This window comes from Streptomyces sp. NBC_01294, from assembly GCF_035917235.1.
Classification (GTDB): domain Bacteria; phylum Actinomycetota; class Actinomycetes; order Streptomycetales; family Streptomycetaceae; genus Streptomyces; species Streptomyces caledonius.
The window spans coordinates 2,987,310-3,006,012 of the sequence record NZ_CP108423.1 but is presented as its reverse complement, the minus strand read 5'-3'; the positions used below and the strand labels follow the sequence as shown (position 1 = coordinate 3,006,012).

Sequence of the window (18,703 nt, the reverse complement as noted above, 5' to 3'; positions counted from 1 at the left end):
CGTAATTGGGTCCCGGGACCCTTGGTCACGACTGGTGACTCGCCGTACCGTCCGCAGATCGACACCGGTACCGGCCCGGGAGGGAACCCCCATGTCACAGAACACGCTGCTGAAGGCCGCCGTGGAGGCGCGCATCAGGGTGAACGGCTGGGCGGACACGGCCACGACAAGGCTCCGCAGGCGCCACGCAGGAAACGACCGCGGCCAGACCGCGTTCGAATACCTGGGCATCATTTTGGTGGTCATCGTGATCATCGGCGCGATGATCGGTACCGGCATCGGAACATTGATCGTCGACAAGATCAAGGCGCAGGTTGGGCTGATCAAGGCCGGCTGACCGGGGCACTGGGCGTGAACGGGTCCAACGACCGTGGGCAGGCCTTTCCCATCTATGTCGTGCTCGTAGTGGGCGTGCTCTTCGCAGCTTTCGCGTTCTTCGTCGTTGGGCAAGCCGCCGTCACGCGCAGCGATGCACAAGGTGCGGCTGATGCGGCTGCATTGGCGGCCGCCCGAGAGGCCAGAGACGCAGCTTTGGTCGACCTCGATCTTGTCGCCTTGAAACCCGGTGACTGGGAGAAGCTCTTGAGGGGGGACCTCCTCAGTGGCAAAGGGGCCTGCGCTGCGGCCACGAGCTTCGCGGCCATGAACAACGCGGTGTCCGAATGCGAGCCGGCACCTCCTCGCTTCACCGTGTGGGTGACGACGAACCGGACGGTGGGGAGCTCTGTAGTCCCAGGCACCGAGAGCATGAAGGGCACAGCCAGCGCCACGGCTCTGATCGCACCGCGCTGCACCTTGGGGACAGGGCCCCGGCCGATGCCCAGTGAGACGTCCCCACCCGGCAGCGGTGGCGAGCCAACGCCTGACCAGATCAATTTCCAGTGCAAGGGGGGAGACCCCGTCCAGCTGGACCCTCTGAAACCTGGATCCCTGCGCGCGCTGGCCAGAAGCTTGTTCAGCGTGCGGTTGGTCGACTGACAGCGAATTGAGAGACAAGGAAACGGCGTACATGAGCATTCGGCACACGGTGAGGGTCCGCGGGGGAGCGGCCGCAGCAGTTGCGGTGGTGTTGGCGCTCGCGTTGGCCGGCTGTGGTGGTGGCAACGAGAAGCCGAAGGAATCGCCCGACTCCTCCGCGTCTCAGCCTCCGAGCGGCTCTTCGCCTTCGGTAGCGGCAGGCACCCAGAGTGCCGCCCCGCCCCAGGTTCTCGCCACGGTCAACGGTGAGAGCGGGGTGGTCCTGACGATCAACTCGGTGACCCGTGAGGCAGGGGGATTCGTGACGATCAATGGCCAGATCAAGAACACCTCCACTCAGCAGTTCGTGAAGACCTCAGCCTGGCGAGGGAACGAGCGGGACCTCAGTGGCAGTGGTGAGTCGGTGGCGGGCGCCACTCTTGTCGACAAGGCCGGCAAGAAGCGGTACTACGTGCTGCGGGACACCGACGGCCGGTGCCTCTGCACCACAGGCGTGGCGGCAATTGACGCGGGTGCGACCGTGCCCTTCTTCGCTCAGTTCCCCGCGCCGCCGACGAGCACCACAGAGGTGGAGTTCAGCCTCCCAACCTTCGCTTCGGCCGCCGTCAAGATCACTGGGTGACCCCATGACAAAACGCCACCGCACCGTCGCCGCTTCGACCGTCGTCGGACTTGTCATTGCTGGAGGACACTTCATCGGGGCCAGCACCGCGTACGCCGACGACGTCAAACCGTCCGTACCCCCCGGCACCGAGCCCTCCGCCTCCGCCCCCGTGACCATCGACTCCAACTCGCCCGGCCTGAAGATCCCGCAGGGTGGAACGCTCGCGCCCGTCAAGGTGCTCGACATCGCCGAGGTCGTCGAAGACCTCGGCGGGGAGCAGCGGCGGCAGGAGACGAACCAGACCGTCATGATGGCCCTGCAGTCGGAGGTGCTGTTCCCCGAGAACAGCGCAGTCTTCAACGCGCAGGCCGCCGCCCGCATCCAGGCCATCGCCAACGAGATCAACACGCAGAAGGCGACCCGCATCCGGGTCTTCGGCTTCACCGACGACCAGGGCAGCTACGAACACGGCAAGGAACTGTCCAAGCAGCGCGCCGACGCCGTGCAGGCCGAGCTGGCCAAGACCGTCACCAACCCCAGCGTCGTCTTCGACGTCCGCGGGTACAGCGAGGACTACCCGATCGCCGACAACAGCACCGAGGAAGGCCGCAAGAAGAACCGCCGCGTCGAGATCACCTTCCCCCGCACCGCAGCCGGAGGCTAGGGGCGGCGCCCACCGCGGTGACTACCCGGCACGACCACTCCGCAGCGCCCGGATGAGCCAGGCGTACACCGGGACGAGACCCGGCACCACCTGCCAGCCGTTGACGATCCACACCAGCCGCCAGTACCGGTCCACCCGCGGATCGTGCGCCTCTTCGAACCGTTCGGCCATCCAGTCCCGGAACTCCGCGTCAGGGGTGCGCCCGAACACCTCGGCGAAGCGCCGCACGAGGTCGTCGATGACGGGTGCGCCCCCATCGCCGAGCGGGTCGATGCCCGACTCCATGGCCTCGGCGACCTTCTGGCGGGTGAACTCCATCAGTTCCTCGCCCACCTCGCTCTCGATGTCGAGCGCGCGCCCGGCGGCCTGGCGCGGGGCCGCCCGCCGCATCCGGGCCCGGAAGTCCTCGTCGCCGACCAGCTCGGCGAGTTCCACCCACGCGGCGACCTGCTCGCTGGACGGATCGTCGGGGAGGTCGGGAGCGGCAGCGCGCACCATGGCCACCGCGGCCGGGTCGGCATCCACGGTGCCGAAGGTGCCCTCCACGAAATCGTCGATCAACCGCCGGCGTTCCTCGCCGGACAACTGCGTGAGCCTGTGCATGAGCTTGGTCTCCTCGGTACTGGACCCGCTTCCGGCCACGGCTCGCAGAACGCTCCGACGCAGTTGCAGCGCCCGGATCTGGACGTCCAGGGCATCGGCGTGCGCCGCGGCGACCTCCGGCACCGAGAGCTCGCGGTCCAGCACCCGCCGGATCGTGGCCAGGTCGATGCCCAGCTCGCGCAGTGTGCGGAGGAGTTCCAGACGGAGCAGTGCGTCGAGGTCGTAGAGCCGATAGCCGGCGGGACTTCGGGTGGTCGGCGCCACGACCCCCGAATCGGAGTAGAACCGGATGGTTCTCACGGGCAAGCCCGTCCGCCGGGAAAGCTCCCCGATCGAGTAGAGGGTGGTCGTCACGTCCATGGTCCCCACTCTGCTGTCTCCAGTCACTGGAGACTCAAGGCGGTCATCCCACGAGGCGGAGGGTCATGGAGGGTCATGGAGGGTCATGCCGTGTCCACGTCGTCGCCGATGGCACCGGCCGAGAGGAGCGAACGCCCGAGGTCTCCGGTGAGGATGCGGGGGTGTCGCCGCCACCACCACAGGTCGGGGCCGGGCAGCCGGTGGAACTGATCGAGCGCTTGGCCGTCGTCGTCGATGGTCGCGGCCTTGTACTGGTCGTCCAGGGCTTTGATCCGCGGGGTCCAGAGCTGGACGACGTGTTCGTCCAGCAGGAGCCACGCCTCGTGCAGCCAGTTCCGGCAGTAGAGGTCGTTGGAGTACACGTAGATGTGGTCGCTGTAGCCGCGCTCGATGGCGCGGATGAGGGCGGCCCACGCGTTCACCTGCTCATCGAGCGTGAATGCCGTCCGCCAGCCGCGCTGGTGCAGCAGCTCTCCCACCTCGCTTTCCGTAGCCACGGGCCTGAGGCTCTCATGCCCGTGGCGACGGAAACCGTCCGGGCCACCGCGATGCGCGCCGCCAACCGGGCCGCGCGGCTGTCGAAACGAATCGCCTAGCTGCCGGCCGCGGCGAGTGTGATCACCGTCGCTGCGACCATGGCCGCCTGCATGTCGCGGAGGGCGGCGCGGACGCTCTCGGCGGCCCACTGACCTGCGGCGATCTCCTTCATCCGCGAGGCGACCTGCTTGCGGTCGCCGTCGGGGAAGGCCAGCCGGTGCAGCTTGGCCGAGTGGATCAGCGCGATGAGGCCCGACGTCCGGGTGTCCGGCTCGACGCCGTCCAGCACCACGGCACGGAGCCGCTCCCGCAGTTCCCGTTCCACCGCGCCGTCGGCCTCGGGGTAGCGGCGTATCGGGAACAGCCCGAGTGCCTTGTGCTGCTCCTCCATGACCACCCCGCGCCGGCACAGGCTCTCCAGAACCGCGGCGACGGCCTTGGACTGGTCCTTCGTCAGCCACGCCGTCACCGGGCGCTTGGCGCGACCCGCCATCCAGCTCTCGATCAGCGCGATCCGACCGTCGAGCAGCGCGTCTCCGGTCGGAGCCGTGTCCACCAGCTCGAGGCGCTTGCCCGTGACGGAAACCCTCCCGGCGAGCACCAGGTCGAGCAGGATCCCACCGGCCACCGCCCACCCGGCGGCCTGCCGCTGCTTCGCCGATCCGGACTCGTCGTCCAGGGAGAGCAGCATGATCTCCTCGGCCAGCGTGACGGCCATACTCGCTACCCCCGAAACCCGCAGCGATCACTTTTGATCGCTTCCCCACTCATCAGACGCCCGGCTCCCAGAAGCAGTTCCCTTGCGCGCTCCCGCTGCCTTCCCCCGGCCTGCCTGCCGGTCTGCCGACCTACCGACTGGCTTGCTCCGAAGGGAGCGCCCTAGTCCTGCTCGCCCGAGCAGGGGCGCCGTGCTCCTCGCCCTCGCGGTGCCCCCGGCGAGGATCCCCTGGCGCCCGGCGGCCTGCGCGGCCGGCTGACCCTGCTGGTGTGACGTTCACCCCGGGCGGATAGCGGGCCGGCCGCCGGCCGGATACGGGGCGGTTGTCACCCACACGGAAAACGCTTGGACGGCGCGGACGGCATCGCGGGAGACTGCGACCTCCGTAAGCAAACGACTACGTAGGGTGGCCATGAAAGCGTCTCCATCACGAGGGGGTCCGCCAGGCAGAGGGCCGGTGGTCCTCGCACTCCGCTACTACGGGCGGGAGTTGGCGCGGCTGCGGTGGCTGACCGCGCCCGCCATGCTGATGCCCGCCATCGGCAACATCGGCATCAACTACATCGCCCCGCTGATCGTCGCGAAGCTGGTCGGGCGCATCGCGGGCGGCGCCGGGCTCGGCCTCGGCGCCTGCCTCCCGTACGTCCTGGGCTTCGCCGGTGTCCTGCTGCTCTCGGAAGCGGCGTGGCGCCTCGGCCTGCACTGCCTGAACCGGCTCGACGCCCTCGGCATCGAGCGGCTGTACATCGTCGGCATGGACGAGCTGTTCGCGAAGGACGCCGCGTTCTTCCACGACAACTTCGCCGGGTCGCTGACCAAGCGGGTGCTGAGCTTCGCCTCCCGCTTCGAGGAGTTCGTCGACGCGCTGACCTTCTCGGTCGTGGGCCGGTTCGTACCGCTGCTGTTCGGGTCGGTGGTGCTCTGGCGCTACGAACCGCTGCTCGTCGTGGCGCTCCTGGCGATGATCACGGTGACGGGGGTGTGCGTACTGCCCCTCATCCGGCGCCGCCAGGCGCTCGTCGCCCGGCGCGAGGAGGCGATCGCCCGGGTGTCGGGGCACGTCTCCGACAGTCTGATGAACATGGACACGGTCCGCGCGTTCGCCGCGGAGGAGCGCGAGGCGGCCGAGCACCGGTCCCGGGTCGCGCAGTCGCGCGCGCTCACGCTGCGGTCGTGGGACTACGGCAACCTGCGCATCGACACTCTGGTCGCACCGATGTCCGTCGTGACCAACGCGCTGGGCCTGCTGATCGCCGTCACGATCGCCGGGAGCGGCGGCGGGGGTGGGGGCGTGGGCGGAAGCGGGCACGGGGTGGAGGCGGTCGTGGTCGCGTTCACGTACTTCTCCAACGCCACCCGGATCATGTTCGAGTTCAACCAGATCTACCGCCGCCTGGAGAGCTCGATGACGGAGGCCGCGCAGTTCACGCAGCTGCTGCTGACGCCGGCGACCGTACTCGACCCGCACTCCCCCGAGCCGGTGCCGGAGCCGGACCGGGCCGGAGAGGTGCGCTTCGAGAAGGTGGGCTTCGCCCACGCGGGCGCGGAGCCGCTGTTCGAGGGGCTCGACCTGGACGTGCCCAGCGGGGCGAAGATCGGGCTGGTGGGCCGCTCCGGTGGCGGCAAGACCACGCTCACCCGGCTGCTGCTGCGGATGACGGACGTCGACGCGGGCCGGATCCTGATCGGGGGCCGGGACATCAGCAGGCTACGCCAGCGCGATCTGCGCGACCTGATGGCGTACGTCCCGCAGGACCCGGCGATGTTCCACCGCACCCTGCGGGAGAACATCGCGTTCGCCCGGCCCGGCGCCACCGAGGCCGAGATCCGGCGCGCGGCCGAGGCGGCGCACGTCACGGAGTTCGCCGACGCGCTGCCCGACGGCCTCGACACGATGGTCGGCGAGCGCGGGGTCAAGCTGTCGGGCGGGCAGCGCCAGCGGGTCGCGCTGGCCCGGGCGATCCTGCGCGACGCGCCGATCCTGCTGTTGGACGAGGCGACCAGCGCCCTGGACTCCGAGAGCGAGATCCTCGTACAGGAGGCGCTGTGGCGTCTCATGGAGGGGCGGACCGCCCTCGTGGTCGCGCACCGGCTGAGCACGGTGGCCCACATGGACCGGCTCGTCGTCCTCGACCGCGGCCGCATCGTCGAACAGGGCACGCACCACGAGCTGCTGGCCTGCGAGGGCACGTACGCGAAGCTGTGGCAGCACCAGTCGGGCGGATTCCTCGACGAGAGCCCCGCACCCCCCTCACCGCGGCAGGGGGATTCCTGGAGGTAGGCGGCGATCACGGCGAGGTCGTTGGCGATGGTGAGGATGTCGGCGGGGTTCGCGGTCGGGATGGCGGCGCCGTTGTACGCCGGTTCTTCTGTGATCAGAGTAAGTGCCGGCGCCGGACATACGTGGAGCAGGTGGCCGGCCTGACCGAGCCGAGACTGCGTACTTCGACGCCTGCCCGGTCGGCGATGAGAGCAGTCGCGGCGGAGCTCGGCGGCCGCCCAGGCCAGCGCCTGTGCACGAAGCTGCGGATCCATGGTCGGCGGACGGCCCTCCTGGGACAGTTGACGGCTCGGCCCGTGCCGACCCGGGCCCCTCGGATCCTCGGGATCGACGAGTTCGCGTTCCGCAAGGGCCGGACCTACGGCACCGTCCTCGTTGACGTCGAGCACTCCCGGCCGGTGGATGTGCTGCCGGATCGAGAGACCAGAACGGTCGCCACCTGGCTCCATGAGCACCCCGGTGCCGAGATCATCTGCCGAGACCGCTTGATGGCATTTACCAAGGCCATCAGGCAGGCCGCCCCGGAGGCGCTGGAGGTGGCAGATCGCTGGCACCTCCTCCAGAACCTCTCGACGGCCGTCGAGAAGACCTGTCGCCGGCACCGTGACTGCCTCCGGCGGCCAGCCGGGCCAGAGGCAAGCCCACTGGCCACACCGGAGACTCCGCTCCTGGCCCGGATCCGACAACGCCACGCAGAGGTCAACGAGCTCGCCGCCACCGGTCTGTCGCTGAACGCCATCGGCCGTCGTCTGCAGTTGGACCGCAAGACGGTCCGGCGCTATTGGAACAAGGACCTGGCAGGGCTTCTCGCCTCGGCGCAGGATCGAGGACATGGTGTCCTCGACCCATTCATGGAGCACGTGCAGCACCGGTTCCATGCGGGCTGCACCAGCTCCATGCAGCTCTACCGCGAGTTACTCGCCCTCGGCTACACCGGCGGATACCACGTTGTGCACCGCTACGTGGTGACCATCCGGAAAGGCATCGCGATCCCTGCCCCCTCGGCCACTCCCAGCCCTCGCGACATCACCTCATGGATCATGCGCCCCCAGGAGTCACTCAACACGTCCGACATTGCCCAGCTAGACGCTGTGCGGAGTGCCTGCCCGGAGATCGCCCAGGCCTGCGACCTCGCGCGGGAATTCACCGACATGCTTCGCCATCGTCGCGGCCACCTGCTGCGGGACTGGATTCAGAAGGCCGAGCTGGGCGGCCCGGATGCCGTCGGGATCTTCGCCGACTCCATCCGCCAGGACCTCCACGCCGTCACCGCGGGCCTCTCCCTGCCCTACAGCTCCGGCATCGTCGAGGGCCACGTCAACAGAATCAAAACGATCAAGCGACAGATGTACGGCAGAGCCTCATTCGCTCTGCTCAGGGCCCGCATCCTCCTCCAGCCGCAGTCGTAATCGCTGCGGAGGGGCGGTCGCCCCCGATCCTCGATCATGGGGGCTATGGAACAGTTTTCACCGGTGAGCATCCTCGCCCTTCGTCCTGCCCTTCCGCATCCGAAGGCGATCAGGAAGGGCGCGGGCATACGCCCGTTCATCGACGGCCGTGACGTGCTGGAGGAGATCCACCCGGACGGCGATTCGAGCTGCTACCAGGAGAAGTGGTTCGGTGCACCAGCAACGTGGCCGCTGCGGGCCGCCGACGAGCCTCGCCGGGTCGAGCTGTCGAACAACGGCTGCGACACCGGTTGCTGCGGAGGAGTATTCGTCACCATCCAACGCCGCGGTGGCCTTGTCGAGTGGACGAACTGGGAGAACACCAACGACAACCGGGTCCCGGTCCCACCCGAGATCCACTTCGACACTGCGCAGTACGACGCCGAACTGGCCCGGCTCGTGGCGGACCACAGTTGGGAGGAGCCCGTGGACACCGCCGCCCGCCTGCTGGCCCACCGGATCGCCGACTCCGACTGGTACGAGCGGTGGGACTGCCAGCCGTTCCCGAACGGCATCTCTGTTCAACAGCGGGATCCGTCTGCGGAAGTGTTCATGCCCTTCGTAACTAACCGGTCTGGCGGCGGCACGGCGTTCCGCTGGCACAAAATGCCGGTATCCGCGCAGGAACCCGTCGAGGACCAAGTGCGGCGCTTCGTCGAGCAGATCACAGCCACCGACCCCCGCAAGAGTGCAAAGGGCCCCTGACAACGGGCCGGGGATTCGCTCGCGGGAAACTTCAGACACGTCCCAGCACCTACTGCTGGTGCGCGACTGAGGGATCAGCGGGCTCGGTCGATGTTGCTCCAGGCGTAGTCATCACGGAAGAGCGGTCAGAACCAACTACGACGCTCAGTCACAACAGGCGGGGTGGACCCGGGAACGTCGACGAGGCCAGGAAATCGAACACGTGATGCAATAAGGAGATCTCTGTACGAGGAGCACTGCCATGGCCTCCCCTGTCTCCGCCCCGTCCAGACCTCAGCCCGCGTGTGCAGCAGACGCCCTCGCCGTGAACGCCGACCGATCGGAGACGGCGAGGCAGGTGCAAGGAGAGCGCCGTGTTCCGGCTGCGGGCGTAATACCCGACGGCCCGGCCGCATTGTCAGACCCCTTCTCTACTCTCTCCCGCCGCTTCGTCGCAGACGGCCGACGCCGCCAACGAGGAGGAGCCGGCGGACGCCGACGAGCAGCTGAGCCCGGAGGCGCGGCATGAGTTGAAGCTGCTGCGCGGGCGGCCCAGCGCCGGGACGACCAGATCGCCGCCGTCGTCCTGTGCTTCGTGGCCGAGGGGATGCCCCCACTACTGGGGCGCGGACGCACCCTGGCACGACGGGCTTCAGAGCCGGTGGGTGGAGTTCACACAACTCCACCGCCCTTCCCGGGAGGACCTCGCAGAAGACGTGCCTGTCTGGCTCCGCCTTGCGTTGTCCTGTCGCGCTCCGCGCCTGATGGTCAGGCTTCGGCTGCCGGGCCCGGGTAACTGCCGGTGGTGTGTGCGGCTGCAGCATTCAGTGAAGTGAGCGGCGGTGAGGTGTTCGGCCCGCCGGATGTGTCTGTGTCGTGAGCGCGTTCGCGGCGGCGGGTGGCCCACAGTACGGCGATCGCGTAGAGGAGCACCATGGGGACATCGATGGCCATGGCTACCCAGTCCATGTCGGCGGCGGTGCCGTCCGAGGCGAAAGCGCCGGCGAACGCGGCGGCGATGCTCATTCCCGCCAGGTTGTTGAGGACGTGCAGGGCGATGGCGGCTTCCAGTCCGCCGGTACGGATGGTCAGCCAGCCCGTCACCACGCCGAACACGAGGAGGTCGGCGAAGCCCCAGACGGTGCCCCACCCGTGGGCCGCGGCGAAGAGCAGCGCCTGGGGTGCGATCGCCACCCATGGTGAGCGGCACCAAGCGCCGACCGCCTGCAGCAGCCAGCCGCGGAACACGTACTCCTCGGCCGCGGACTGGAACGGCACCAGGATCCATACGGTCGCCAGACCGGTGAGGAACGTCGACGTGCCCGCCCACGCCAGGTCCTCGCTCTCGCCTGCCGGCGTTGGCGTCAGCGCCTGAACCGCGAGCATGAGGAGAACGAGGGGCAGAGCCAGCGCGAGGCATGTGGCCAGCCGGCGCCGGCGGAGCCGGCCGCCGACCGACGAGACGGTTCCCGCCGGGCGGTGTTGTACGCAGCGGGCGGCCAGCAGCACGGCGGGGGTCGCGACGGCTATGGCCAGCAGTGCCAGTGCGGTGTTGCCGATGTCGCCCCAGGTGGCCATGCCTTCGGAGTCGAGGGGGCGGTTTGCGAGCTCCCCCGCGATCTCGGTGGCGAAGGCCAGCACCATGATCATCACGGTGGTGCCCATGAGCACCACTGCCGTTCCGGCCAGCGGTCGCCACCAGCTGTGATTCCCGGTGGTCAGCGCCATCCGGTGAAACTCCAGGGGGCCGGGCCGCACGGGGTCAACGGGGAACGCCGGTGCCAAGCCGGGGGCCGTCGTGTTATTCGTCATGGCACCAGGATTCCCGCAGCTCACCGGCCGTTTTCGGCCCTGAGCGCGGCGGTGCAGCCCGGGATGTACGGCAGGCAGGCGGGAGTCCTGAAGTTGAGACGCGGGCAGCTGAAAACGGAGCCAAGCCTTCTACGAACCGTGCGACACGCCGGAAGCCGTGTTCGGCGGTTTGGCTGGAACGAAGTAACCACACGGGGATTTCGCAACCTAGGGACCGATTCCAGGAGACATCGAAGGCCTCTGATGCGGCGGAAACGATCCACTCGTGATCACGCCTGGGCTGTCAATCGTTTGAGTGCAATCACCGAACTGGGCTACGTTCCTGACACAGCCACACAGGCCCTGACCAGGCCAACTCACTCGCCCTAGACAGCCATTCGCACAGGGGGCGAAGCCAGGCGCGGTTGCGGGCCGAAAGTGTCCAAGCCGCCGGCTCGGCAACCAGAAACCTGGGCTCCACCCCCTATGCCTTGATACAGGGGAACAATAACGTGAATAGCAAAGCAATCCGCATCGGTGGGGCCACCGTTCTTGCGGCCCTGGCCTTCGGCCTCGGCGGCGGCGTCGCGAACGCCCACACCACCACCCCCGCTCCGGCGGTCACGGCCATCGCTCCGGCGGTGCAGGAGCAGCAGGTCCGGGATATCGCGCGGGCACTGCTGAACACGCCGATCGAGCTCAACGCGGCCGAGCGCGCCGAGCTGCAGGCCGTCGCGAACGGTGAGGCGGCCGCCGAGAACCGGTGGAACGCGATCAAGAAGATCGTCCAGAAGATCCCCGGCTTCGCCAAGGCCGCGGGCGGCACGTTCAGCGACTTCCAGAAGTGGTACAAGGCCCTCGACTGGAGGTGGAAGGCCCCTCTGATGGCAGCGGGCCTCGGCAGCGACCTCTACACCCTCTGGCAGCTGTTCCAGTGACACGCTGAGATGTGACTGACGGCGCGCCGCACCCCACCGGTGCGGCGCGCCCGCCGCATTCCCCGACGGTCCCCCGGCATGAAAGGTCGTCAGCCGTGAACAACTCCCTCGCCGCCGAGCACTCCAACGACACGCGGCAGACGCCGGCCTGGTCCCTGACAGTGGTACTCACCGGCGCAGCGTGCGCCGTGCTCCGCTTCGGCGGCGTCTGGTCCTGGTGGATTCTGCTCTGGGCCCCGCTGCTCGCCACCGCCGTCGGATTCATGGTCCACCAGTGGCGGGTGCTGGCGCGCAATCACTGGCGTATGGGGATCGTCGAATGGCTCATGCTCACCGTCGCCCACCTCGGCTGCGTCGCTGCAGCGGGGCTGCTCCTCGGGCTGTAGCGCCTCAGACATCGGGGACAGGGCCCAGTTCTAGGCGCTGAGCGGCTTCCGCTTGCTGGCCGCCTTCTTCGCGGTGGCCTACACGCTCTTCGCCGGGGTACGCTTCGCGGCCTTCTTGGCCGTGGGGAGGTCGTGGACCTCAGCGGGCGCCGCGTTCTCGCCGCGGGCGGCTTTGGCGTCCTGGACCGACTGCTGGAGCGCGGCCATCAGGTCGACGATCTTGCCCGCGATGACCGGCTCCGCGGCAGGCTCGATCCTGTGGCCGGCCTCCTTCGCCGCGATGACCGTCTCGACGGCCTCGCGGTAGGCGTCGCGCTGTTCGGCGAGCTCGAATCCGCCCGAGGCCAGTGCGGCGGCCAGCTCGACGGCAGCGTCGATCTCCTCGTCCGTGACGTCCACCGCCGCCGGGACCCGGGACCGCATCGGCTGGGCGGATCTCGTCAGGCCACCGCATCTGATGCAGGGCGATGACGTCGCCGACGGCCCGAAGGAGGCCCAGGCGCTTGCGATTGCGCATCGAATACCGGGCCACCGCGACCCGGCTGGAGCGCTCCAGGGCAGTAGTACGCGGTGCCGATCTGGACGGGGTCGGTGCTGGCGGCCGGCAAGAACCCGGCGAGCCCCGCCGTCGGCGACCACGTCCAGCCAGCCGAACTCGGCTATCCGCTGCAGCGCCGGAAAGAGTTCAACCTGTCCTCGGGACGACTCATCGTGCTGGGCCGGCCGGCCAGACCCCGGTGATGACACACGAGCCTTGCGTGCGAGCGAACATGTCCGCCGAGGCGAACGGGTCGGCAGGTGGCAAGCTCGGTAGCTTCTGGAAGAATAACCGGGTCCTGAACACCGAGAAGTTCGGCCTGGAGTTCACCCCCTGATCACAACGGCGCCTGGGCCCGGGCAGCAATCACACCCAGCATGAGCATGACGGCGTATCCGAGGCCGCACAGGCCGGCGAACACACCCGCACCGACGGCGAGACGCCGCCGCCAGGACCATTTCTGCTTCCGGGGAGCGACCTGGGCAAGGGAATCGTTCATCGTCCGGAGCTCTCCTTCCCCGTCCCGCGCATGGCGACCTGGATCGCTGCGCTCACCTGTCCGGCCGGGGTCGCCGGGGCCGGGCACTTCCGATCCGCTTGCCGTCAGCTCGTAGTGCGGCCGGCCGGTGCCGTGGACCGCGCAGCGGGTACTGGAGGCCGCGGCGTGGTGAACCGGGGCGGGCCCGGCCGGGCCCCGGCTCAGTCGGCCAGCAGGTGGTCGGCCTTGCCCGCCTTGATGTCCCGGATCAGCTGGCGCAGGGCGTCGCCGGTGTCGGTGAGGTACGCGGCCTCCGCGCCCGCGACGGCGATGTAGCTGTTGCCGTCCCCGTCCACGCCTATTCGGTAGCAGTTGTTCCCTTCGCCGCAGTACGGGTCTTCCCAGGTGACGTCGGCCATCTGTGACTCCTCAAAGATCACGGGCGATCGCGTGGATGAAGTCGCGGGAGGCGTCCTCGGACAGCGCGTGCTGGTCCATCCACTGGAGATGGGAACGGTACTTCGTGAGTTGCGGCTCGTCGTGGGTGAAATCCGGGCCGTGCGCCGAGTCCAGCTGCACCGTGTCGAGCAGGCGTACCGCGCCCTCGGCGTAGAGCATCGCGTGTCCGGCGCCGGGGAACGCCCCGGCCTCCACGGATAGCACGCGCAGCGTGATGATGTCCCGCTCCGACACCGCGCACAGGTACTCCAGCTGCTCCCGGGTGGCCCGGCGGCCGCCGAACTGCATGCGCAGGGCCGCCTCGTGCACGTACCCCGTGTACGGTCGGGCGCCGTCGCCTTCGAGTACCTGCTGGCGCCGCATGCGGTGGGCGACCCGCAGTTCGACCTCGGATGCCGGGAGTGCCGGGAGTACGGAGCCGAAGACGGCGCGGGCGTAGGCGCCCTGGTGCAGCAGCCCCGGCAGGTGCACCGTCTGTACGGTGTGGAGGCGCGTGGCGTGCCATTCCAGCTCGGAGACGTCCAGCAGCCCGGCCGGGATCGTTCCCCGGTACGCCTCCCACCAGCCGCGTTCCGGCGGTTGCGCCAGCACGGTCAGGCCGGCGATGTACGTCTCGTCCACCACGCCGCAATGGCTCGCGAGGGTGCGCAGCCGCTCCGCACTGACGGCCCGCAGGCCCTGCTCGATCGCGGACAGCTGTGAGCGGCTGACGTTGAGCACCCCGGCTGCCGACTCGGCGGAGACGTCCGCCGCGACGCGCATCCGGCGCAACTCCGCGCCCACGCGCTGCTGTCGTGCGGTCGGGGAAGTCCTGGCTGTCATGCCTGCAGTCTGCCGGTTGAGGAGCCCGCGGACGAAGGCGCAGCAATTTTTGCAATCAGGGGCACAATTGCGCCCGCATACCCTACGTCAGGTAATGCACCGCTCACGCAGGGGAGTTGAAGTGCATCGCCGCAGCATGCCTCGGGCCTCGGCGACGAGCCACGCTCCCCGTCCGCGTCAGCCATCCGTGCGTGTCGAACTCGCCGTAGTCACGTCCGACCTCAGGGAGTCCGCGATGTCCAGCCACCCCTTCACCGCCTGCCCCGTGTCCCCGCCCGAGCCCGTCGGGGACGAGCCGCCCGCGCTCGACGCGCTCGCGTGCAACCTCACCGTGCCCGGGGCCGCGTACAGCGCCCAGATCGCGCGGGCCGCCGTACGGTCCGTCCTGCACGCGTACCGGCTCGACCCGCTCGCGCCCGCAGCCGTGCAAGTCACCGGGGAACTGGTAGCCGCCGCATGGCACTTGGACCCCGGACGGAGTCTTTATCTGTCAGTCCGCTACCGGGACGACTCGCTCCGGCTGACCGTCTACGACGGCCACGCACCCCACGCGCACCCCCGCCTCGCCGCCCACTGCGAGGCCCGACGGCGCGCGGCGCTGCGCCTCATGGCCGCGGTGGTGCGCTCGTGCGGCGGGGCCTGAGGCTTCGGGGAGTCCCGCGAGCCCGGGGGTGGGACGCGCACCTGGGCGAGCCTGCCCCGGCACGGCGCCGCCGACTACCTGCGCGCCTGACCGGCACGCGGTGCACATCAACAAGCCGTCAAAAAGATCGCCCTTGACGCCCATCCACCTGCGCCTTCGGCCAGTATCTGATGGTTGCGCTATGGGTCGGTCGGGATGGGGGACGGGGATGTCGTTCGACGAGGAATGGGCTGCCGCAAAGGTGGGTGTGCGGCTGAACCAGGCCCCCGCGCCCGGCGGAGGCGGCGGGAATGCCGACCTCAGCGTCAGCCGTGACGATCTGGGCGCCATCGGCGGTGAGGCCTACCAACTGCACAGCCGCCTGACCAAGGACGGTCACCACGCCGACCGGACCACGGCCGACGCGGCCACCGCCCTAGTAGGCGCCCACTTCGAGACGGGAGCGGCTCTGCGGCAGGTGTGCGACACCTGGTCGCAGCAGGTCACCGCGTTGCTGGCCGCCTGTGCGCAGATCTCCAACCACCTCGACTACTCGGCAGCGGCGCACCAGAAGGACGATGACGACATCGCCGGGGCGCTGATGAGTGTCGCCGACCTCGACAAGCACTTCCGGTAGGGGTGGGGATCATGACGCTCGGATTCGACGATGTGCTGCACGCACCGCTCGGCAAGCTCAAGGACGCGGTGACCGACTGGTCCCAGATGGCCACCAAGCTGGAGGAACTCGGCAAACTCGCCCGCGACGGGATGAAGGCCAAGGCGGACAAGGCGGACTGGGCTGGTGTGAACGCCTCCGTCACCCAGCCGTTCATCGGCAAGACCGCCAAGGAGTTCGACGACGCAGTGCAGGCGGCCAAGGGCGTCCACCGAATTCTGGAGCAATCGCACACCACGTTCGAGAAGGCAAAGGCCAACCTCAAGCGCGTCGTCGACGAGGAGGCGCCGTCCCGCCAGGTGACGGTCGGCGCCGACGGCTCCGTACGCGCGAGCAGCCCCCTCTCGGAGAGTGTCGGACGGGCCGGTAGGAACGATCCGGACTACAAGGACCTGCTACGCAAGGAGCAGTCCAACGTCACCTACATTGCCAACCGGATCCGCATCGCCCTCGAGGAGGCCAACGAGGCCGACCAGGACATCGCCCGGACCCTGAGGGCGAACCTGGGCGACGACCCGCACAACTTCAGCGCCCCCAAGTACGCCAGCACGGATGCCATGAACGCCGACCGTGCCGTCACTCTCGCCCGCAAGGGCGACAAGATGACCGACCAGGAGCTGAAGGACCTCCAGAAGCTCCTGCACGAACATCGCGCGTCGCCGGAGTTCACGACCGCCTTCTACGAGGGACTGGGCGCCAAGCCGAGCCTCGCCTTCTTCGCCGACCTCACGATGAAGACCGAAGGTGACAGTAAAGTACGCACCGATTCCCTCAAGGCCCTCCAGCAGGACCTCGGTTTCTCCTTGGCCACGGCCACCGACCCGGACAATCCGACGCACCTGTCGGAGAAGTGGCAGACCGATCTACGCAAGGCCGGGGCCGGCACGATCGACGTCTATCCGTCCCGTAACGCCAGCTACAACCCGTACGGTTACCAGGTGCTCGGCAACATCCTGCGCTACGGCTCGTACGACCATCGCTTCCTCACCCCGGTCGCCGAGCATGCGGCCCAGATGCAGGCCCGCAACCCGGGCATCTGGAAGCACATGCCCCAGAACCAGCCGTACATCGGCATCAACCTGAACCCTGCCGGCACGGACGGCAGCTCCGGCTTCAACGCGATGACCGGCATCCTGGAGGCGTTGGGGCACAGCCCGGAGGCATCGAAGGATTTCTTCGACGGGAAGATGACCCCGTACTCGTCGGACGGCCAGAAGATGGACCGGGCGTACTTCGACCGCGAGTACAAGGGTGGCTTCAGCTACAGCCAGCTCGTCGAGTTCAACCTCAGGGAGACCGGTGACGGCATCGTCCTCGAAGGGCTGACAGGCCCGAAGGGGAAGACCGTCTACCCGGACTACTTCGAGATGCTCACCGACAAGAACCAGTGGTTCGACGACCGCTCGGCGACGCACCCGGAGATCGGCGACGGTGACGCACAGGAGGCCTGGAAGAAGGCCGCCGAGAAGGCGACGGCGGCCGGCCCGGACGCACTCGGCCACGCCCTGGAGTCGGCGGTCTCGGGCCGCGCGTACGACGACGTCCGTACGGACGTGAAGCCGCTGCCGCACTCGGAGGAGCAGGCGAACCTCATGCACCGGGTGGTGGAGAAGTTCGGCGGCGAGGGCAACGACCTCATCTCGGTCACCGGCGAGGACGACAAGAAGAAGTCCGGCGTCTTCATGCCGATGCGGGACAGCCTCGGCAACATGACGGCCGAGTACATGCGGGACTTCCAGAAGGCGATGGGGCCGGACGGCATCGAGACGTTCGGGGCGGATGCCGGCCTGCGAGACCTGGGCGGCTCAGAGCTCCCGAAGTTCCTCGGCAGTGTTGCCAGGGACCCGGATGCCTACGGTGCGATCATCAACGCCCAGCAGGCCACGACGGCCGATCTCCTGGGCGACGTGGCGAAGAAGTACGGCGAGGGCGGTCCACAGCACAACCTGGGCGACGCCCGCCATGAAGTGACCACGTATGCCGCCCCCGGAGGGGAGATCGCGGGCATCGCCTCGCAGGCCCGTGTGGACGCCGTGTACCGGGACGAGACCGCCGGGGACAGCGAGTTCAACCAGGGCCTTCAGGACGGGACCAAGTGGATCGAACGCGGCTTCGGCCTGGCGATCAAGCCGCTCGAGGCGTCGGTCGTGGGCGCTCCCGTTGCCTGGGTGATAGAGGACGTCAAGGAAAGCGTCACCAAGCACTACGAGCGTGACAGCGCGGCGGATGCCACGTCGGATGCGAACGATGTCCTTCAACGCCAGCGGCAGGCCACTGCTGAAGCTGCCCGGGAGGCCGCCGTGCTCGGGGCCAAGGAGGCCGGACTGTCCGAGGATGAGCAGAAGAAGTTCGGCGACACTGCCGCCGACCGCGTAAGGCTCGGATACGGCGACGGTCGCGACACGCAGAGCGGGTACCAGCCCCCTCCGCAGAAGAACGGTGGAAAGTCATGACCGAGGGACTGAGGCGGCGAGGCCGCCTCATCACGGCCCTCGGGGCGGTCGCGGTCCTGCTGGCAGGCGGGATCTGGTGGTGGACGAACAGAGTTCCGGTCGTCCAGGTGCCGGACCGGGTCTGTGGTGGCGCGATGTCCGGAAAGTCGGTCGCGGCGATCCTCCCGAAGAAGGGAGGAGAGTACGACGAAGAGTTCCAGCCCTTGTTCGATCCCCCCAGGGAGAAGCTGACGAGTTGGTGCTCAATGAAAGCCGCGAACAAGTCCATCTTGGCGAGCTACTCCTGGACCACCTCGACATCTGCCCCGGCCGAGTTCCTGGACGGAATGGGCACCCCCATACAGCTGGGTGAGGCGCCCGGCTATATGAATGCCCGGGAGGCGATGCTCTACCTGCCCTGCCGCGACCCATCGGCCGTGGAGTTTCCCCGGCTCGAGGTCTCCGTTTCGCGTTTGGCCGAGCGCGAAGTCGACCGTCAGCGCGACCCGGCCCTGATGGCCGAACTCGTCGCCGACGCGGCGCGCTACGCCGCTCAACAGCTGAATTGCGAAGTCGCCCCCCGCCTGCCCGCCGGGTCCCCGGTCATGGTTGCGGGAGCGGTCGGCTAGAGGGCGGTCGAACGCACGTGGGCGAGCCTGCCCCGGCGCGGGCGGCGACTGTCTC

Annotated in this window: 23 protein-coding genes and 1 pseudogene; 15 read left to right on the top strand and 9 right to left on the bottom strand. The window is 68.6% G+C overall.

Features of this window, described 5'->3' with window-relative positions:
- Positions 1–91 precede the first annotated feature (91 nt).
- The 4 genes from OG534_RS13305 to OG534_RS13290 are packed head-to-tail and all read left to right on the top strand — an operon-like array spanning position 92 to position 2,246.
- Positions 92–337 (top strand): hypothetical protein, encoded by a 246-nt coding sequence (locus tag OG534_RS13305; RefSeq protein ID WP_326588299.1) that lies wholly within the window; start codon positions 92–94, stop codon positions 335–337.
- Positions 338–351: 14 nt separating this feature from the next.
- Positions 352–978 (top strand): pilus assembly protein TadG-related protein, encoded by a 627-nt coding sequence (locus OG534_RS13300; RefSeq protein WP_326588298.1) that lies wholly within the window; start codon positions 352–354, stop codon positions 976–978.
- Positions 979–1,009: 31 nt separating this feature from the next.
- Positions 1,010–1,600: a hypothetical protein gene (locus OG534_RS13295; protein WP_326588297.1), complete on the top strand. Its 591-nt coding sequence runs from the start codon at positions 1,010–1,012 to the stop codon at positions 1,598–1,600.
- Between the two features lie 4 nt (positions 1,601–1,604).
- A complete protein-coding gene (locus OG534_RS13290) occupies positions 1,605–2,246 on the top strand; it encodes an OmpA family protein (protein ID WP_326588296.1) in 642 nt (213 codons plus the stop codon).
- 21 nt (positions 2,247–2,267) lie between these two features.
- Here the strand turns inward: OG534_RS13290 and OG534_RS13285 are convergent, their stop codons facing one another.
- The 3 genes from OG534_RS13285 to OG534_RS13275 all read right to left on the bottom strand — a co-directional run bounded on the left by OG534_RS13285 (position 2,268) and on the right by OG534_RS13275 (position 4,464).
- Positions 2,268–3,209 carry a helix-turn-helix domain-containing protein gene (locus OG534_RS13285; protein ID WP_326588295.1) on the bottom strand — a complete coding sequence of 314 codons (942 nt, stop codon included), beginning with the start codon at positions 3,207–3,209 and terminating at the stop codon, positions 2,268–2,270.
- 83 nt (positions 3,210–3,292) lie between these two features.
- Entirely contained in the window at positions 3,293–3,706 is a 414-nt protein-coding gene (locus tag OG534_RS13280; protein WP_326588294.1) for a hypothetical protein, read from the bottom strand.
- Positions 3,707–3,801: 95 nt separating this feature from the next.
- Positions 3,802–4,464 (bottom strand): GOLPH3/VPS74 family protein, encoded by a 663-nt coding sequence (locus tag OG534_RS13275; protein ID WP_326588293.1) that lies wholly within the window; start codon positions 4,462–4,464, stop codon positions 3,802–3,804.
- Between the two features lie 412 nt (positions 4,465–4,876).
- Between OG534_RS13275 and OG534_RS13270 the strand changes: the two genes are divergently transcribed.
- Genes OG534_RS13270 through OG534_RS13260 form a run of 3 tightly spaced genes read left to right on the top strand, consistent with a single transcriptional unit; the run spans position 4,877 to position 8,898 of the window.
- Positions 4,877–6,745, top strand: a complete 1,869-nt coding sequence (locus tag OG534_RS13270) for an ABC transporter ATP-binding protein (protein WP_326588292.1) — start codon at positions 4,877–4,879, stop codon at positions 6,743–6,745.
- Positions 6,667–8,154, top strand: a complete 1,488-nt coding sequence (locus tag OG534_RS13265; protein WP_326588291.1) for an ISL3 family transposase — start codon at positions 6,667–6,669, stop codon at positions 8,152–8,154. Before OG534_RS13270 ends, OG534_RS13265 begins: the two co-directional genes overlap by 79 nt.
- Positions 8,155–8,199: 45 nt before the next feature.
- On the top strand, positions 8,200–8,898 hold the full coding sequence (locus tag OG534_RS13260) for a hypothetical protein (RefSeq protein WP_326588290.1): 699 nt from the start codon (positions 8,200–8,202) through the stop codon (positions 8,896–8,898).
- 747 nt (positions 8,899–9,645) lie between these two features.
- Here OG534_RS13260 and OG534_RS13255 read toward each other — a convergent pair.
- On the bottom strand, positions 9,646–10,689 hold the full coding sequence (locus OG534_RS13255) for a CPBP family intramembrane glutamic endopeptidase (RefSeq protein WP_326588289.1): 1,044 nt from the start codon (positions 10,687–10,689) through the stop codon (positions 9,646–9,648).
- Between the two features lie 491 nt (positions 10,690–11,180).
- On the opposite strand from OG534_RS13255, the gene OG534_RS13250 reads away from it, so the two are divergent.
- Together OG534_RS13250 and OG534_RS13245 are read left to right on the top strand one after the other, a co-directional pair.
- Positions 11,181–11,606: a hypothetical protein gene (locus OG534_RS13250; protein ID WP_326588288.1), complete on the top strand. Its 426-nt coding sequence runs from the start codon at positions 11,181–11,183 to the stop codon at positions 11,604–11,606.
- Positions 11,607–11,701: 95 nt separating this feature from the next.
- A complete protein-coding gene (locus tag OG534_RS13245) occupies positions 11,702–11,992 on the top strand; it encodes a hypothetical protein (RefSeq protein WP_326588287.1) in 291 nt (96 codons plus the stop codon).
- A 78-nt stretch (positions 11,993–12,070) separates the two neighbouring features.
- Here the strand turns inward: OG534_RS13245 and OG534_RS13240 are convergent, their stop codons facing one another.
- Positions 12,071–12,415 carry a hypothetical protein gene (locus tag OG534_RS13240; protein WP_326588286.1) on the bottom strand — a complete coding sequence of 115 codons (345 nt, stop codon included), beginning with the start codon at positions 12,413–12,415 and terminating at the stop codon, positions 12,071–12,073.
- A 13-nt stretch (positions 12,416–12,428) separates the two neighbouring features.
- Positions 12,429–12,548: pseudogene (locus OG534_RS38685) on the bottom strand (Ku protein); the annotation flags it as partial.
- A 14-nt stretch (positions 12,549–12,562) separates the two neighbouring features.
- Between OG534_RS38685 and OG534_RS13235 the strand changes: the two are divergent.
- Both OG534_RS13235 and OG534_RS13230 read left to right on the top strand, forming a co-directional pair.
- Positions 12,563–12,733, top strand: coding sequence for a hypothetical protein (locus tag OG534_RS13235; RefSeq protein ID WP_326588285.1), 171 nt, complete (start codon positions 12,563–12,565; stop codon positions 12,731–12,733).
- Positions 12,733–12,867 (top strand): hypothetical protein, encoded by a 135-nt coding sequence (locus OG534_RS13230; protein ID WP_326588284.1) that lies wholly within the window; start codon positions 12,733–12,735, stop codon positions 12,865–12,867. The genes OG534_RS13235 and OG534_RS13230 overlap by 1 nt, the downstream gene beginning before the upstream one ends.
- Here OG534_RS13230 and OG534_RS13225 read toward each other — a convergent pair whose 3' ends face one another.
- The 3 genes from OG534_RS13225 to OG534_RS13215 form a co-directional block, all read right to left on the bottom strand.
- A complete protein-coding gene (locus OG534_RS13225; RefSeq protein WP_326588283.1) occupies positions 12,868–13,029 on the bottom strand; it encodes a hypothetical protein in 162 nt (53 codons plus the stop codon).
- Between the two features lie 200 nt (positions 13,030–13,229).
- Entirely contained in the window at positions 13,230–13,427 is a 198-nt protein-coding gene (locus OG534_RS13220) for a hypothetical protein (protein ID WP_326588282.1), read from the bottom strand.
- Between the two features lie 10 nt (positions 13,428–13,437).
- Positions 13,438–14,289: a helix-turn-helix domain-containing protein gene (locus tag OG534_RS13215; protein WP_326588281.1), complete on the bottom strand. Its 852-nt coding sequence runs from the start codon at positions 14,287–14,289 to the stop codon at positions 13,438–13,440.
- A 235-nt stretch (positions 14,290–14,524) separates the two neighbouring features.
- Between OG534_RS13215 and OG534_RS13210 the strand changes: the two genes are divergently transcribed.
- The 4 genes from OG534_RS13210 to OG534_RS13195 all read left to right on the top strand — a co-directional run bounded on the left by OG534_RS13210 (position 14,525) and on the right by OG534_RS13195 (position 18,648).
- Positions 14,525–14,932 (top strand): ATP-binding protein, encoded by a 408-nt coding sequence (locus tag OG534_RS13210; RefSeq protein WP_326588280.1) that lies wholly within the window; start codon positions 14,525–14,527, stop codon positions 14,930–14,932.
- A 208-nt stretch (positions 14,933–15,140) separates the two neighbouring features.
- On the top strand, positions 15,141–15,548 hold the full coding sequence (locus tag OG534_RS13205; protein WP_326588279.1) for a hypothetical protein: 408 nt from the start codon (positions 15,141–15,143) through the stop codon (positions 15,546–15,548).
- 11 nt (positions 15,549–15,559) lie between these two features.
- On the top strand, positions 15,560–18,040 hold the full coding sequence (locus OG534_RS13200; protein ID WP_326588278.1) for a hypothetical protein: 2,481 nt from the start codon (positions 15,560–15,562) through the stop codon (positions 18,038–18,040).
- Positions 18,037–18,648: a hypothetical protein gene (locus OG534_RS13195; RefSeq protein WP_326588277.1), complete on the top strand. Its 612-nt coding sequence runs from the start codon at positions 18,037–18,039 to the stop codon at positions 18,646–18,648. Before OG534_RS13200 ends, OG534_RS13195 begins: the two co-directional genes overlap by 4 nt.
- Positions 18,649–18,703 lie beyond the last annotated feature (55 nt).